We start from the raw sequence: 15,697 nt of genomic DNA, 5'->3' as shown, positions 1-15,697 counted from the left end.
CCAACTCTCCTATTGTTTGACTGGCACTCTCACTGTGGTGCGGAACGCGACAACTGGTCGAGCCGGCGGTCGATGAACGCCAGCAGTTCCGGCGTGATGCCGTTGCCGGTGCGGGCCCGGGTGAACGCTTCGCGCGCTTCGGCCGGACGCTGCGCGGCCTGCAGCGAGATGCCCAGCCCCATCCACCAGACGCCGTTCAGCGGCGACAGTTTCAGCGCTGCCTGGTAGTACTGCACCGCTTCGGCGTGGCGCTGCTCGCGTTGCAGCACGCCGGCCAGGAAACCCTGGTAGTCGGCGTTGGCGCCCGCATAGTGCAGGCTGGTCATCAGGGTTTGCAGTGCCGGGCCGCCGCGCTCGAGCTGCAGCCGCGCCAGGATCATGGCCAGTCCGGGCTGGCGCGGGTCGATGCCCAGCGCCAGACGCAACTGGCGCACGGCGTCGTCAGGCCGGCGGTTTTCCAGCAGCAGCGACACATAGGTCTGGCGTGCGGCATCATTGCGCGGATCGATTTCCAGCGCACGGTCGAGATCGGCCATGGCGGTGCTGACGCGGCCATCCTGCAAGGCTGCCAGGGCACGGCGATAGGTGTTTTCCGCCAGCTGCTTCGGTGTCAACTCGGTTCTGGCAGTGGCCGGAGCGTCGCCTTGGTCGCCATGGTCACTTCCCGGGCGCAGCGGTCGTGCGGCTGCCGGTGCCGTGCCGGTCTGCCCGGCAGCACGCGCTGCCGTGCGCGGCGCGGCGGTATTGCCGACGGCGGGCGGTGCCGTGCGCGGCGTGGCGGTGTTGCCGACGGCAGGCGCTGCCGTGCGCGGCGCGGCGGTGTTGCCTACGGCAGGCGCTGCCGTGCGCGGCGTGGCAGTATTGCCGACGGCGGGCGGTGCCGTGCGCGGCGTGGCGGTGTTGCCGACGGCAGGCGCTGCCGTGAGCGGCGCGGCGGTGTTGCCGACTGCAGTCGCTGCGTTTGCCGATCGTTCCACTGCCGAAGCCGGCGTTGCTGAGGCCGCAGCTGCTCTGCCCTGGCCGTTGCCGGCCGCTGCGCCGGACGATGCTGCGGGCAACTGTGCCGCCGCTGCCGTGTCCGGTGGCGGCACGGTTACGGGCGTCGCACCTGCTGTCGCCGCGGCATCGGCATTCACTGCCGGGCCGGTCTTCGCTTCAGCCTCGACGTCGCGCAGTGGCTGGACAGGCGCAGCAGGCCCGTTGCCATCCACCGCACCGGCGCCAGCGGCCGCCGCCACCGGCACCAGCGGCGTCGCCACCGCCATCACCGACACCGGCTGCGCTGCTGGCGCATGGGCGGCCCGCCAGCCATACCAGCCGGCGACTGCCGCCACGGCCACCACGCCCGCGCCGATGCCGGCCGCCGCCAGCAGGGCCGGACGCCGCTCGCGCTCGGGCGGCGGCACCGCTTTCAGTTCGCGTTGCTGCAAACCGTCTTCGCGGGCGCCGCCACGGGCATCGAGATCCTGCAGCATCTTGTTGATCAGACTCATCGTTCAGCGCCCCGTCAAGGTCCAGGTCAGGCCCGCCGCAGCCGCCAGCACGCCGAGGCCCGCAGCGATCCAGCCCAGCCGCGCCTGGCCGCGCGGCGGCACGGTATCGCGCGCCGCCAGGCTCACGTGGCGCCGCGTTACCTGCTGGCGCCCCTCGCCGAAACACGCCATCAGCGCCTTGTTGGCAATGATGTTGACCAGGCGCGGGATGCCGCCGCTGGCGCCGTACAGCCGCGCCACCGCACCGCGCGTAAACAGGCGGCTGCCATCGTAGCCGGCCACCCGCAGCCGGTGCGCCAGGTAGTAGTCGAGATCGTCGCGCTTGAGCGGTCCCAGGTGGTAGTGGAAGGTGATGCGCTGGGCCAGCTGGCGCACCGTATTGTCCCGCAGCCGCACATTGAGTTCGGGCTGGCCGAACAGGATGATCTGCAGCAGCTTGCGCTTTTCCGTTTCCAGGTTCGACAGCAGGCGCAGCGCTTCCAGGCTTTCCAGTGGAATCGCCTGCGCTTCGTCGAGCAGCAGCAAGACCTGCTGGTTTTGCCGCGCCAGGTCGATCAGGCGGGCCGTGATCGATTTGAGCAGCTGGTGCTGATCGACGTCGCGGTCGAGCGCGATTTCGAGTTCGTCGGCCAGCGCCAGCATCAGCGTACGCGGCTCGAGCAGCGGATTCGGAATGTAGGCGGTCACGAAACCGGCGCCGATGGTGGCGATGAACTTACGGCACAGCAGGGTCTTGCCGGTCCCCACCTCGCCGGTGATCTTGATGAAGCCTTCGCCGCTCTTCGCCGCCACCAGCAAGGTATTCAGCGCTTCCTGCGAATGCGGACTGGTGAAAAAATAACTGGTGTCCGGCGTGATGTTGAACGGGGCTTCACGCAAGCCGAAGTGTCTGGCGTACATGGTCACGGACGCCCTTCGCCGCGGTGCGGATCGAGCGCCTTGATGCGGCGGCTGCTGTCGAGCAGGTCGTGGTTCCAGTCCGACGTCGATTCGATCACGGTCGGCTTGATCAGCACCACCAGCTCGCGCTTCTGCACCACCTCCTCGGACGAGCGGAACAGCGCGCCGACCACCGGCAAGCCGCCGATGCCTGGCACGCCGGAACGGTCCGAGGTGGTCGACTGCCGCATCAGGCCGCCGATCGCGACCACTTGCCCGTTCTGGCCCCGCACGATGCTGTCCATCTCGGACGTCGAGGACGACGCCAGCGGCAGCGACAGGCTGCCCAGCGCCACGCCCAGGTTGACCGCCTTGTTAACGGTCGAAACCTGGCTCACCGACGGGTGGACGTGCAGGATGATGTTGCCGGCGTCGTCGATCTGCGGCGTCACGTCCAGTACCACGCCCGAGAAGAATGGCTGCAGCGTGACGCTCGGCGTGGTGACGCCGGTGCCGTTGGTGTTGCTATTGGTGGTGGTGCTGACGCCGGTGACGAAGAATTCGTCGGTGCCGATCTTGAGCAGCGCCTTCTGGTTATTCAGGGTGGCGATACGCGGGCTCGACAGCACATGCACGGTGCCCTGCCCCTCGAGGAAGGAAATCAGCGCTGCAAAATTGCTGGTCTGGAAAGCCAGCCCGAACAGCGAGCCCATGGCGTCGCTGGCGGCGCCCAGCGCCGAACCCGGTGTGGCGGTAATGCTGCCGTTGTTGACCGACACGCCGGCGTTGTTGGCGCCCAGCGGCGCCAGCGCGGTGCCCGGCTGCACCATGCCGGCAGCGATGCGGCTGTTGGTGCTGAGCTTGCCGAACGCGGCCCAGTTGATGCCGCTCTGGAAGTTGCTGTTCAATTCCACTTCGAGGATCTTGGCCTCCAGGATCACCTGGCGGTCCACCGAGACCTGGGTCGCGCGCAGGTACTCGTCGACGTTGCGCAGCTCGTCGGGCATGGCGCGGATCACGATCACGCCCGACTGCGGGCTGATGGTCACACTGCGGCCATCCTTGCCACTGTCGACGATGGCGTCGAGCGCGGTTTTCAGTTCCAGCCAGAAGTCGCTGGCGGACGTGGTCTGCACGGCGGCGGCGTCGCGCTGACCACGGTTGCCGTTGTTGCCGTTGCTGCCGTCGTTGTTGCTGCCGTTATTCCCGCTGTTGTTGCCGTTGCTCCCCGCATTGTCATAGCCATTGTTGCCGTTGCTACTGCTGCCGCTGTTGCTGGTCCCACTGTTGGCCACCGATGTCGACGACACGCGCAGGCTCGATACGCCCTTGCGGCTGGCCGTCAGGTAGTTGACCTTGAACATCTTAGTCTGCATCGTCAGCGGGCGGATATAGATGCGGGTGCCGTCGATCTTGTAGTCGTAGCCGTACAGCTCGCGCACCGCTTCGAGCGCCTCGAACAGCGTGACATCCTTGAGATTGGCCGTGATGGTGCCGGTCACTTCAGGATTGATCAGCATGTTGTAACGGGTGCCGGCGACGATCGAATTGTAGAACTGCTGCACCGGCACGTTGTTGAACGAGACGTTGAAACGTTCGTCGAGCACCGCGCGCGCCTTCGGCAACTGCGCGCCCAGCTGCGCCACCGGCGGCAGCAGCGCGCTGGCGACAGCGTCGGCCTGGGTCGGCGCCGGCGGCCGGGCCTTGAGCGCGTCATCGACCTCGGCGCCGATCTGGTTGTAGGTGTCGCGCTTGGGCGGCGTCTGGCAGCCAGCCAGTAGCAGCGTGGTCAAGACGACGAGGGACAGGTGCTTGGACATGATCGGTTCAATTCTCTGGTGCGGTACGGGTGGCGCGCTGGCGGCTCGGCGTGGCCTTGCCGGCGCCGGGATACAGTTTTAAGAACATGATCGGTTCAATCCTCTGCTGCGGTATGGGGGCGGGCTGGCGGCTSGGCGTGGCCTTGYCGGCGCCGGGATACAGTTTTAAGAACATGATCGGTTCAATCCTCTGCTGCGGTGTGGGTGGCGCGCTGGCGGCTGGGCGTGGTCTTGCCGGCGCCGGGATACAGTTTCACGACTTGGCGCGTGGGTCCGCGCTGCAGCACGACGTGGTCGCTGCCCACCTGGACCAGGGTCGCGCCATCGATGCGGTCGCCCACGCGCAGCGCCTGGCCGTCGATTACGGCCACCTGGCGACCGTGGTTGCCGTTGAGGACAGACTGCAATTGCGGGCCATGGCGCAGCGGCGCCGGCAGCGCAGGACCGGCGGGCAGGCGCACTTCGAGCGGCGGCCGGGTGGGATCGGCCAGCTGCGCCGCAGCCGGTATGCAGGCGCCGGCCAGCGCCAACATGACGGTCCATGGCACTGCGCTGCCTCGCAACAGGCGCACGGTGGCGCGGCTCATAATGTCATCCATTTTTCATCGAGGCTCAGGGTGGAGAGCGTGAGGGTGAGCGTGGCGCTCGGATACCGGGTGGCGTCAAGGCGCGCGCCGCCCCAGAACAGCTGGGCAGGCAGGGTTTCCAGCGCCTGCATGTAGTCGATCATGTCCAGGTAACTGCCCTGCACAACAATTTCCACGCTATGCCGGTACAGCAGTTCGCGCGGCGCGGTGGTGGCCGCCGCCGCCGCGGCGCCACCCGCTGGCTGCATGCCCGCTTGCACACCGGGCTGCGTACCTGCTGATAGCGCAGCCGCCGTTGTTGCCGTTGCCGGTATCGAGGCGGCGGCGCCCGCTGGCGCAGCTGCGGACGGCGCCATGGCGGGGACAGCCGCTGCCGTGCCTGCCGGCGCCGCGCCCGGCGCAGCGGACGACAGCGGCGAGGCAGCCTGGTTCATGCCGGTCACCGGCAACGTGCGCAGCGACACCAGTTTCAATTTGCCATTACCGCGTAACAGGTGCTCGAGCAGCGGCGCGATCTTCTGCGGCGCCACCAGCCCCTTCTGCACAGCCAGCAAGCTGGCAGTGATGCGGTCGCTGTCGTCGCGCACCTGCTGCAACTGCTGGCGCGACCGTGCATCGGGGTCAGCAACGAAGCCCCGGGCGCGGGCGACGATGTCGGCATCGATATTGCCGATCTGCTGTTGCTGCCGCGCGATGTCGGCCAGCAGCGCGGTTTGCCGGCCGATCAGCGGCTGAACCGCGAAGGTGTACAACAGGAACAGGACCAGGCCGGTTGCCGCCACGAACACCAGCGCCCGCTCACGCAGCGTCATGGCGTCGAGCCGGGTACTCAGCGTGAGCCACAGGCGGTTCAGTCGCTTCACTTGGCTGGCACTCCCGTCGTCTGCAGGCTGAACTGAACATACGGTGCCGCTGCGGCGCCAAGGGCCACTGTGCCGGCAGCGCTCTCGAGCGCCGCGTCGGGACGTGCGATATCGAGGCTGGCAAACGTCTTGCCCTGCATCACGTGCTCGGACTTCAGGCGACCGATGTATTGCGGAATCAGGGCAGGCTGGAGGGCGCGACCCTGGATGCCGATCTCGGCGCCGGCGATGGTCACACCAGTCAGCCACAGACCAGTCACATTCTGGCGCGCAAGCGCTCGAAAATACTCGGCGTAGCCGGCACTGTTGCCCAAGGTCCCCTGCTGCAGGAATTGCGCCACCCGCTGCAGCGACGCCAGTTCAACTTCGGCCTGCGCCAGGTCGGCGGCCAGGGTCGCGCTGTGCTGGCGTGGCGCAAACTGCGCGCTGGCTTGCTGCAGGCGCCGCTCGCGGTCGGCCAGCTGCAGCTTGCTGGTGGCGGCACGCTGCGCCAGCACGTCCACATGGTGGCTGGCGTACCAGGTCATCAGCAGTGTGCCCACCACGATGGCACCGAGCGCCTCGGCCATCGGCCGCGCCGTAAAAATCTTCTTTTGCTTGAGGAAGACCGGATTGAACAGGTTGATCTGCTGGCTCACAGCACCACCTCCTCGTGCCGCAACGCCGCGCCCAGCGTCAGAAAACAGCGGTGTTGCTGCGCAACGTCCTGCAAGGCGGGCACGCGCGATAGATCGAACACGTCTTCAAGGGCCATCGCCTCGACCGGGGTGTACAGGTTGGCGGCGAGGTAGGCGTGCAGGCCGGAGGCGCCGATCGGCGCCAGCAGCAGCTTGTTGACATTGACGTAGTTGAACTGGCGGTCGAAGTGGTCGAGCGAACGTTGCAGTTCGAGCGTGATCTTGTCGAAGCAGATCTGCTGCTGGTCGGTATCCGGCTCCAGCAACTGGGCAATCGTGACGTCGATCCTGCGCGACAGATACAGCTCGCCCTTGAAGGTGATCGTCAGCAGGCCACCGTCGGTGTCGAACGACAGCATGGCCAGGCCGCGGCCCGGCGTTTCCAGCAGCGCCGAAATATTCCGCTGCGCCAGTTCGGGAATATCGATCACGGTCAACGCCAGGTCGCTGTCGGCGAACAGGGCCTGACGCGACTGGATCAGCGCATTGCGGGCAGCCACCACGAACATCGAATGACCGCGCGACATGCCGTTGGCGTCGACAGGAATGTCGACCACATCGATGGTGGCGTCGTCAACATGGAAGTCGAGCATGTCTTTCAGGCGCCAGCGCACGGCGGTTTTCAGTTCGTCCGGCGGCACGTTCGGCGCTTCCACGGTCAGCAGCTGGTACTCGCCGCCGCCCAGCATCGTGCCGAACTGGTAATTGACAAGCTTGGACTCCCTGGCGACACGCTCGAGGGTGGCGACGGTCCTGCTGTCAACCGCCGGGTGGAAGGCGCACAGCCGCACCACCGGCCGGCCCTCGCGCACGCGCTTGACACGGGCGACGCACAGTCCGTCGTGCAGAAAGGCCACGGTCACCCAGCCATCCTTTTTTTTGGTTCTTGTAAAAAATCCCATGCCGGCGCTAGTTCGTCTTAATATCGTTGATTATAGTCAACTTATGCGCCACCTCGGCCTTATTTCACATTCATGCCGTGAAAATACACATTTTTCCGTGCAGCTTGTTTCTTTAAAGCTGCGCGCGTATCGTTCGCTGGATGTAGTCAGCGCTGTTGGTGGGCGCCGGACAGGCCTCGCCCGGCCTCCCGTTGCACGCGGTGACGGTGATGGTGAGACGATTGGCAGTGGGGTCGGTTGCGCCGTTGGACACGCCGTAACCGGGCGCCGCCGCGCACGTAACCGTCGCGGTAAATGTAGACAAGCTGCTGCCGGCAGGCAGCGCGAACGTCATCGGGCTGGCGCAGGACAGCCCGCCGCCTTGCAAGTGGGTGAACAATGCCCACTCCATGCCTGCACGTGCCGCCTGGTACGCGCGCGCGCCCAGTTCATCCTGGACACGCGCACCCTGCTGCGCGGTCGTGAGCGACACCGCCGCCACACCGAGTCCGGCCAGAACCACCAGCAGGAAGATGGCGGTCACCAGCGCCACGCCGGAAGATTTGTGCAGCAAACGCCGCTGCAGTGGTTGGTCCAGTCGACGAGTCTTCATGGCAGATTGTTCACATTGATCTGGTGTGTCAGCGTGACGGTTTCCAGCCTGCCATCGGACCCGGTGCGCCCCAGTGTCAGTGTCAGGCCCACCAGCGCCGACTGGCGGTTGGCATTGCCTGCGACACTGAGCGCGCACGCCACCACGTTGTTGGCCAACAGCACGCCGGCGCCGGCGGCAGGCGTGGTGGGGACGGGACTGAAGACCGGTGCAACCGAACGGGTCAGCGTGCCGGTACCACTGGCGTTGCCGGCACAGCGGAATACGACCGGCTTGCCCACTACCTGGAAACGCTGGTCCGGCGACGTATTCGGCGGCCGCGGCGTGGCCGCGTTGGCTGGCGCCGCAAACGGGTTGGCCACGGGCGAGACGGTGTTGCCGCCGCCGAGGTCCGCCGCCGCAACGCTGGCATACGCGATGGTCTGCAAGCCCGAGGCCATGCTGCTGCCCGTCACCCGCGCCAGGTTGCCGGCGGCGTAGGCGTCGGCATCCTGGAAACCGGCCCCGAGGTTATAGATGGCGATGTAATTCGGGCCTGCCGGCGTCATTGCCGCTGCTGCACCGACCACGCTGAAGCTGGCAGCTGCAGGATCGGTAAAACTGAGCGGCGTGCCGCTGACCGTGTTGTCTTCGACAGACAGGTAGCGGCCGCCGCCGAAGGTAGGAATGAATTCCAGGTACCACGCTCCGTCGCTTGCGGTGAACTGGGCACGCGCGCTGTTGGGCAGACTGGCGCGAATTTCGCGCGCCATGCGCCGCAATGCCAGGTCAGCCACGTCGCTCATCTCGGCGCGGCCCGCGCTGTCGATGTAATTGGCGACCGGGCGTTTGATGAACAGCACCATGGTGCCGGCAATGATGGCGGTCAGCACGATCGCGACGATCGCCTCGACCAGCGTGAAGCCGCGCGCGGCCCGATGGACACGGACACGCCCCCCGGTCATGGCAGCACCTGCGGTGCATAGCGGGTACGGTAGCCATCGAGCCGCACGAAGTCGCCGGCGCCGCTGCCGTAGGTCGTGATGATGGTGATCTGCAGGACGTTGAGCGCACTGGCGCTGGACGTGAGCGCGCTTCCCGCAGGCCCCAGCGGGGCCTGGGCGCCGACGTAATTGAGCGTGACCGTGGAGGTGATCGGCGCCAGCGATGTGTTGCCCATGGTCGCGCCGGTACCGTCCACCCCGAACGGGTTGCCGCTGATATCGCGGTCCACATTGTTGACCGCGAACGTCGCTTGCGGCTGGCCGGCAACGGTAGCATATTCGGCGACGTTGCCGTACGGACGCGTGGCGCCGGCCGCGCGCACCCCCACCTGAACCGGCGTGTTGCAGGCGGCCTGCGTGGTCGCGTCGACCGCGTTCGGATCGGACGATGCGCAGTAAGTGAAGCGCGCCAGCTGTACTTCTTCCATCAGCGCTTCGGCGATCATCAGGGCCTGCTTGCGGCGCAACGGATCGGCGCTGGCAGTGCTGTTGAGATTGAGAACCCCGATCACGCCGGCTGCCGCCACGCCCACGATCACCATGAACAGGATCAGCTCGATAATGGTGACACCACGCGCACGCTCAAAAAACATAGCCGCTTTCCGCTTCGACGTTGAGTGTAACGCGCTGGTTGCCGCTGCTGATGTTGAGGGTGAGCCGGGTAAAGCTGGAGGCGCCGTTGAGCGCGTCGCTGCCGTTGAATGGTCGTCCGGCCGCATCGAAGACGAAAAAGCCGCCTGTCGCCATTTCCGCCCGTGGGGCGCTGCTGGTCACCTGTACCGACAGCGGACTGCCGAGACAGGCCCAGTTGCTGACATAGCGTCCGCTGGCGCGGTCGGTACAAAAGGCGCGGGTGGCAGCGCTGCCGTCGTTGGCGCCGCCCGGGGCCTGGGCCAGGCTGGCCGGTGTGGCGCACGGCGCGGTCGTGGCATTGCCGTCGAAGCAGACGGCAAACCCGCCGGGCGTGGAGCGCACGGTGACCGGACGGTTCTGCGCGATCGCCAGCTTCTGGGCATAGCGGATCAGTGCGGCCACCTGGTCGGCATAGGCGCGGGCCGCGTACACCTGGTGGTCGAAAAAGCGGCTGCCGGCCACCGCGCCGAGCAGGCCGACGATCAGCATCACCGTGATCAGTTCGATCATGGTGAAGCCGGCTGCAGGCGGGCGCCGAGGCGTCAATTCGCGCTCCCGGCGCTCAAGGCGGTCCGCTTACGGGCAGTTGGTGACGCTGGCGTTGTTGGTGATCACCGGCGCCACGTTGGCGGCGGTGGACTGGGCGTAGGTGACCCAGCAAGCGCTGTGGTTGGTGTTATTGGCCGAGCTGGCCAACTGGATCATTATCGTGCCGGCAGGCACTGCCGGGTGGAAGGTGTTGGCGGCAGTGCCTGCAGCGAAGAACTGGTAATCGCGCTGGTTGAGACCGGCCGCAGCGAAGGTGTTGGCATCGGCAGCCGGATAACCGTTGACGATCGATACATCGAGTCCTTCCATCGGCACCGTGCTGGCCGCGGTCAGGCGGCCCATCATCACCTGGCCGCGTGCCATCGAGGTCATCGAGGCCAGTGCGCCGCTGGCGGCGTTCATCGAGGCGGCGCGCGCATCGGCGCCAAGATTGATGAAGCGTGGCAAAGCCGTTGCCGCCAGGATGCCGAGGATCACGATGACGACGATCAGCTCGATCAGGGTGAAACCCGACTGGGCGCCGCGGGCGCGGGTGGCGGACATTGCTTGCTTGTTCATAAAACCTCTCCAAGATCGGATAATGGGTGGAAACGCCGCAGCGGGCGCTCAGCGCTGCGCGGCTTTCAATGGCTGGCTCTGATTGGCGCACTGTTATGTCGGGCGCCGCCCTGCCCGGAACGATACAACCGTCTTTGTTTTCTGTATCGCCAGAGTTGTTGAGCAAGTGCAACAATTCTACCCTGAAATTCGGCTGTTCCGGATGAGAATCGAAAAATGTTTTCAGATGATTTAACAAATACGCGACACTTTTATGGCGTCACTTCAGGCGTCACTCCAGGGGTCACATCAGCAACGTCCTAATGACGCAGCGCCGCCTTGCCCAGATCCCAGATCGGCAGGAAGATCCCGAGCGCCAGCACCAGCACCACGATGCCGAGGCAGACGATCAGGACCGGCTCGATCTGCGCCGATAAGGTCTTGAGCTCGTAATCGACTTCGCGCTCGTACATCTGCGCCACCTCGTCCATCAGGTCGTCGATGGCGCCGCTCTCCTCGCCCACGGCGATCATCTGCAGCACCACGGGCGTGAACACGCCGGCAGCGGCGGCCGTGCGCAGGATGCTGTCGCCGCGTTCCACGCCGTCGCGCATCTGCTCCACGCGCGCCGACAGGTAGGCGTTATCGACGGTCTGCGACACCACGTTGAGCGCCTGCACGATCGGCACGCCGCTGCGCGAGGACAGCGCAAAGCTGCGCGCGAAGCGCGCCAGCGTGGCCTTGAGAATGATCTTGCCGGCCACCGGGATGCGCAGCTTGAACTTGTCCCAGCGATAACGCCCTGCCGTGGTGGCGATCCAGCGCCCGAAGCCGACGCCGCCCGCCACCGTCACCACCGCGATCGCCGGCCAGTAGTGCACCGTGAAATTCGAGGTGGCGATCAGCACCCGCGTCATCAGGGGCAGCTCGGTATTCAGGCTGGCAAACACGCCGGCAAAGGCCGGAATCACGAACATATTGACCACCACCATGGCGGCCGTCATGGCCACCAACACGAAGCTCGGGTAGCGCAGCGCGGTCTTGACCCGCTCGCGCATGTCGCGGTCGAATTCCAGGTGGTCGAACAGGCGTAGGAAAACGTCTTCCAGCCGCCCCGTCATCTCGCCCACGCGCACCATCGACAGGTAGAACGGCGTGAACACGTCCGGGTGACGGCGCATGGCGGCAGACAGTTCGCGCCCGGAGTCGAGCGACTCGCGCAAGTCCTTGATCACCTTGCCGAACGACTTGCTGACGGCCGACTCCTGCAGGCCGGCCAGGCCGCGCATGATGGGCACGCCCGATTTCAGCAGCGTGTACAGCTGGCGGCTGAACAGCTGCACGTCCATCGACGTCACCTTTTTTTCCAGCAGCTTGGCCCACCAGCCTTCGCCGTCGTCGGCAACGATTTTCTGCGTGACGCTGATGTCGATCGGCGTCACGCCGGTGTTGAACAGCTGGTCGGCCACGGCGCCGCTGTCGGGCGCTTCCAGCACGCCCTGCATCAGTTCGCCGCGCGCATTGCGGCCCTTGTAGGCGAAATACGGCACGTCAATCCTCGATCTGGTTGCTGATGCGCATGGCTTCAGCGATGGTGGTACGGCCCTGCACCACCAGCTGCACGGCGTGGCGGCGCAGGGTTTCGCCGGCCATCTGCTGCGCTGCCACCTTGAGGAAGTGCGACGGGTTCGGATCGTTGGCGGCATCGACCACGGCGCGCGTCATTTCCAGCAGTTCGTACACGCCGGTGCGGCCGCGGTAGCCCATGCCGTTGCAATGCGAGCAGCCCTTGCCGTGGAAGTAGCGCCCCATATCGACCTTGTCGTTCATCTCCAGGCTCAGCCACTCGCGTTCGGCCGGGGTCGGCTGGTGCGGCGTGGTGCAGCTCTCGCAGATGGTGCGCACCAGGCGCTGGGCCAGCACCGCCTGCAGCGAACTGCCGACCATGTAGCGCGGCACGCCCATGTCCATCAGCCGCAGTGGCGTGCTGGCGGCGTCGTTGGTGTGCAGCGTGGACAGCACCAGGTGGCCGGTCATGGCGGCGCGCAGGCCGATCTGCGCGGTTTCCTGGTCGCGCATCTCGCCCACCAGCACCACGTCGGGATCCTGGCGCAGCGCCGAGCGCAGCACGCGGGCGAAATCGAGGTCGATCTTCTCGTTGACCTGCACCTGGTTGATGCCGGGCAGCCGGTATTCGACCGGGTCTTCGACCGTGATCAGCTTTTTCTCGACCGAGTTCAGCTCGGCCAGCGCGCAGTACAGCGTGGTGGTCTTGCCGCTGCCGGTGGGGCCGGTCACCAGCACCAGGCCGTTCGGACGCTGGACGATGGCGCGGAATTTTTCCACCAGCGCGCGCGGCATGCCGATCGCATCGAGCCGCAGCTGGGCGCCGCCCTGGTTCAGCAGACGCATCACCACCGATTCGCCATACTGGGTGGGCATGGTCGAGATCCGCACGTCGATGCGCTGGTTGCGCACGCGCACCGCGAAGCGGCCGTCCTGCGGCAGGCGCTTTTCCGAAATATCGAGGTCCGACATCAGCTTCAGGCGCAGCGCCAGCGACGGTGCGATCTTGATGTCGGTCTCGGTCTGCAGGTGCAGCACGCCGTCGATGCGGAAGCGGATCTGCAGCCGCCCTTCCTGCGGCTCGATGTGGATGTCGGAGGCGCGCACCTGGGTGGCGTCGTCGAACACCGACTGCAGCAGCTTGACGATCGGCGCCTCTTCGAGGTTGGGGTTGGCAGCCAGCGCGCCGAAGTCGACCGACACGTCGCCGAGATCCTGCTCCAGCTCGCGCGCCAGGTCGGAAATGTCCTCGGTGCGGCGGTAGATGCGGTCGATGACGGCCAGCACCTCGGTCTCGTTGACCACCGCCAGCTCGATCGGCTGCTTGACGATGCGGGCAATCTCGTCGTACGCGAACAGGTCGGTCGGATCGGAGATGCCGACAAACAGGGTGCCGTTGCGGTCTTCCAGCGCCAGCGCGCGGAAGCGGCGCGCCTGGGTCTCGGGCAGGCGGCGCACGATGTCGGGGTTGATGTTGAAGAACTTCAGGTGCACGTACGGGATGTCGAGCTGGCGCGCCAGCGCATTGGCGATCTGCTCTTCGGTGACATAACCGTTCTCGACGAACACCCGGCCCAGCTTGCGCCCCGTGCGTTTCTGCTCGGTCAAGGCCAGGCCCAGTTGTTCCTCCGACAGCAGCTTTTGCTGCACCAGGATTTCTCCCAGCCTGACTTTCTCCGGCCTTGCCATACCCGCTCCTTGTTAAATCTGCCACGGCATTAATTAGTGCCCCAGGACAACTTGCCAGACATTCTAGACGAGAATGTGACATTTGCGATGAAGAAATACGAAACGATGTCGCATTCCGCGCATGGATACGCTACAGTGTCATTTCGTTTCCCACCGGCTACCATCCTCCCCGCTTCATGACTGAAACCGCCCTGCGCTTCGAGCACGTCGTCAAACGCTATGGCCAGGCCCGCGTACTGCAGGGAGTCGATCTGGCGGTCAAGGCCGGCGACTGTTTCGGTCTGGTCGGTGTCAACGGCGCCGGCAAGACCAGCCTGATCCGGTGTTTGCTCGATTTTTGCGCGCTCGACAGCGGTGACATCGCGATTTTCGGCCAGCCGCACGACCACCCGGACAGCCGCGCCGCGCTGGGCTTCCTGCCGGAACGCTTCATGCCACCGTACTACCTGACCGGGGCCGATTTCATCCGCTACCTGCTGACCCTGCAAGGCTTGCGCTACGACGCCGACGCGGTGGACGCCATGCTCGCCGCGCTCGACCTCGACACGGCGGCGCTGAAGAACACGGTGCGCCATTATTCGAAAGGCATGACGCAAAAGCTGGGCCTGGCCGCCTGCCTGCTGTCGAACAAGCGTTTATATGTGCTGGACGAACCGATGAGCGGACTCGATCCGAAGGCGCGCGCACTGTTAAAAGAGCAATTGCGGGCCTTGCAGCAGCGCGGCAGCACGCTGTTCATCACCTCGCACGCGCTGGCCGATGTGGACGAACTGTGCGACCGCATGGCCATCCTGCATGATGGCGCCATCCGCTACAGCGGCACGCCGGCCGCGTGCCGCGCGCAGTATGGCGCCGCCACCCTGGAACAAGCCTTTTTGGCTTGCATCGCCTGATGGTGACCGCGGCCATGTACCAGCAGCATTTCGGCCTGCGCGAAACGCCGTTCGGCATCACGCCCAATCCGGCATTTTTCTATTCCGGCAACACGCGCGGCGAAATCCTGGACGCGCTGCTGTATGCCGTGTGCCACGGCGAAGGCATCGTCAAGGTCACCGGCGAAGTGGGCGTCGGCAAGACCATGTTGTGCCGGATGCTCGAGCAGCGCCTGCCCGCCCATGTCGAAGTGATCTACCTGGTCAACCCGAACCTGGACGCGGTGGAAGTGCAATACGCGATCGCGGCCGAACTGGGCCTGGCCACGCGCGGCTACCGCGTCGATGAAGTGCAGCGCGCCGTGCATGCGCATCTGATTGCGCGCCACGGCCAGGGCCGCAACGTGGTGCTGCTGGTGGAAGAGGCGCAGGCGATGCCGCTGACGACGCTGGAAGCGATACGCCTGCTGACCAATCTCGAAACGGCCCGCAGCAAGCTGCTGCAGATCGTGCTGTTCGGCCAGCCCGAGCTGGACCGCCACCTCGATCTGCCATCGATGCGGCAGCTCAAGGAGCGCATTACCCACAGCTTCGAGGTGCCGGCCATGGCGCCGGCGCTGGTGGCCGACTTCCTGGCATTCCGGCTGGCGGCCGCCGGCCACGACGGTGCGCCGGTGTTTACCAGCGACGCCGTGCGGCTGATCGCCGACGCCTCGGAAGGCATCGTGCGGCGAATTAACGTGTTGGCCGACAAGGCGCTACTGGCCGCGTTTGCCGACGATGCCGCCACGGTGGAAGCGCGCCACGCCCGCCTGGCGATCGGCGAATCGCCGTACCGCTCTTACCGTTCTAGCCGCTCTCACGGCGGCAGCTGGCCGATCGCCCGCTGGTTCGGCAATGTCCAGCGGCGCACTGTTGCAATCGCGTGCACGCTGAGCCTGTTATTCGCGGCATTTGTGGCGCTTTATTGGAGTGTTCTTGCGAGAGCTTCTGAATTGTAAGATGATGATCGATAAAATTGCAAATTTACAACTTCCTGGCTTACAACTTCCTGA

16 protein-coding genes are annotated in these 15,697 nt (G+C 65.8%); 2 read left to right on the top strand and 14 right to left on the bottom strand.

All coding sequences use genetic code 11. From position 1 onward, the window contains the following. Positions 1 to 29: 29 nt before the first annotated feature. From ASF61_RS22710 to ASF61_RS10150, 14 genes are all read right to left on the bottom strand, one after another. A complete protein-coding gene (locus ASF61_RS22710) occupies positions 30 to 1,493 on the bottom strand; it encodes a tetratricopeptide repeat protein (RefSeq protein ID WP_229205783.1) in 1,464 nt (487 codons plus the stop codon). Between the two features lie 3 nt (positions 1,494 to 1,496). Further along, positions 1,497 to 2,393, bottom strand: a complete 897-nt coding sequence (locus tag ASF61_RS10210) for an ExeA family protein (protein ID WP_056154837.1) — start codon at positions 2,391 to 2,393, stop codon at positions 1,497 to 1,499. A gap of 2 nt (positions 2,394 to 2,395) precedes the next feature. Next, positions 2,396 to 4,192, bottom strand: coding sequence for a pilus (MSHA type) biogenesis protein MshL (gene mshL, locus ASF61_RS10205; protein ID WP_056154834.1), 1,797 nt, complete (start codon positions 4,190 to 4,192; stop codon positions 2,396 to 2,398). A gap of 182 nt (positions 4,193 to 4,374) precedes the next feature. After that, entirely contained in the window at positions 4,375 to 4,779 is a 405-nt protein-coding gene (locus ASF61_RS10200) for a hypothetical protein (RefSeq protein ID WP_056154831.1), read from the bottom strand. Then, positions 4,776 to 5,642 (bottom strand): type II secretion system protein M, encoded by an 867-nt coding sequence (locus tag ASF61_RS10195; RefSeq protein WP_056154828.1) that lies wholly within the window; start codon positions 5,640 to 5,642, stop codon positions 4,776 to 4,778. The genes ASF61_RS10200 and ASF61_RS10195 overlap by 4 nt, the downstream gene beginning before the upstream one ends. After that, on the bottom strand, positions 5,639 to 6,280 hold the full coding sequence (locus tag ASF61_RS10190) for a PilN domain-containing protein (protein ID WP_056154826.1): 642 nt from the start codon (positions 6,278 to 6,280) through the stop codon (positions 5,639 to 5,641). Before ASF61_RS10190 ends, ASF61_RS10195 begins: the two co-directional genes overlap by 4 nt. Next, positions 6,277 to 7,182, bottom strand: a complete 906-nt coding sequence (pilM, locus tag ASF61_RS10185) for a type IV pilus biogenesis protein PilM (protein WP_307155902.1) — start codon at positions 7,180 to 7,182, stop codon at positions 6,277 to 6,279. Before pilM ends, ASF61_RS10190 begins: the two co-directional genes overlap by 4 nt. Before the next feature lie 151 nt (positions 7,183 to 7,333). After that, positions 7,334 to 7,813, bottom strand: a complete 480-nt coding sequence (locus ASF61_RS10180; protein WP_056154819.1) for a hypothetical protein — start codon at positions 7,811 to 7,813, stop codon at positions 7,334 to 7,336. Further along, complete coding sequence (locus tag ASF61_RS10175) at positions 7,810 to 8,757, bottom strand: type II secretion system protein J (RefSeq protein ID WP_056154816.1); 948 nt, start codon at positions 8,755 to 8,757, stop codon at positions 7,810 to 7,812. Before ASF61_RS10175 ends, ASF61_RS10180 begins: the two co-directional genes overlap by 4 nt. After that, positions 8,754 to 9,389, bottom strand: coding sequence for a type II secretion system protein (locus ASF61_RS10170; RefSeq protein ID WP_056154813.1), 636 nt, complete (start codon positions 9,387 to 9,389; stop codon positions 8,754 to 8,756). The genes ASF61_RS10175 and ASF61_RS10170 overlap by 4 nt, the downstream gene beginning before the upstream one ends. Next, positions 9,379 to 9,975, bottom strand: coding sequence for a Tfp pilus assembly protein FimT/FimU (locus tag ASF61_RS10165; RefSeq protein WP_156369517.1), 597 nt, complete (start codon positions 9,973 to 9,975; stop codon positions 9,379 to 9,381). The genes ASF61_RS10170 and ASF61_RS10165 overlap by 11 nt, the downstream gene beginning before the upstream one ends. A 30-nt stretch (positions 9,976 to 10,005) precedes the next feature. After that, a complete protein-coding gene (locus tag ASF61_RS24375; RefSeq protein ID WP_056154808.1) occupies positions 10,006 to 10,536 on the bottom strand; it encodes a type II secretion system protein in 531 nt (176 codons plus the stop codon). Between the two features lie 299 nt (positions 10,537 to 10,835). Then, positions 10,836 to 12,065, bottom strand: coding sequence for a type II secretion system F family protein (locus ASF61_RS10155; RefSeq protein ID WP_056154805.1), 1,230 nt, complete (start codon positions 12,063 to 12,065; stop codon positions 10,836 to 10,838). Between the two features lies 1 nt (position 12,066). Further along, positions 12,067 to 13,770, bottom strand: coding sequence for a GspE/PulE family protein (locus tag ASF61_RS10150; protein ID WP_056154801.1), 1,704 nt, complete (start codon positions 13,768 to 13,770; stop codon positions 12,067 to 12,069). Positions 13,771 to 13,946: 176 nt separating this feature from the next. On the opposite strand from ASF61_RS10150, the gene ASF61_RS10145 reads away from it, so the two are divergent. Both ASF61_RS10145 and ASF61_RS10140 read left to right on the top strand, forming a co-directional pair. Next, positions 13,947 to 14,663 carry an ABC transporter ATP-binding protein gene (locus tag ASF61_RS10145; protein ID WP_056154798.1) on the top strand — a complete coding sequence of 239 codons (717 nt, stop codon included), beginning with the start codon at positions 13,947 to 13,949 and terminating at the stop codon, positions 14,661 to 14,663. Continuing rightward, positions 14,663 to 15,643: an ExeA family protein gene (locus ASF61_RS10140; protein ID WP_229205782.1), complete on the top strand. Its 981-nt coding sequence runs from the start codon at positions 14,663 to 14,665 to the stop codon at positions 15,641 to 15,643. Before ASF61_RS10145 ends, ASF61_RS10140 begins: the two co-directional genes overlap by 1 nt. Positions 15,644 to 15,697 lie beyond the last annotated feature (54 nt).

Origin of the sequence: Duganella sp. Leaf126 (assembly GCF_001423125.1) — a bacterium.
GTDB lineage: Bacteria > Pseudomonadota > Gammaproteobacteria > Burkholderiales > Burkholderiaceae_D > Rugamonas.
This window is presented reverse-complemented; position numbering and strand designations above follow the sequence as displayed.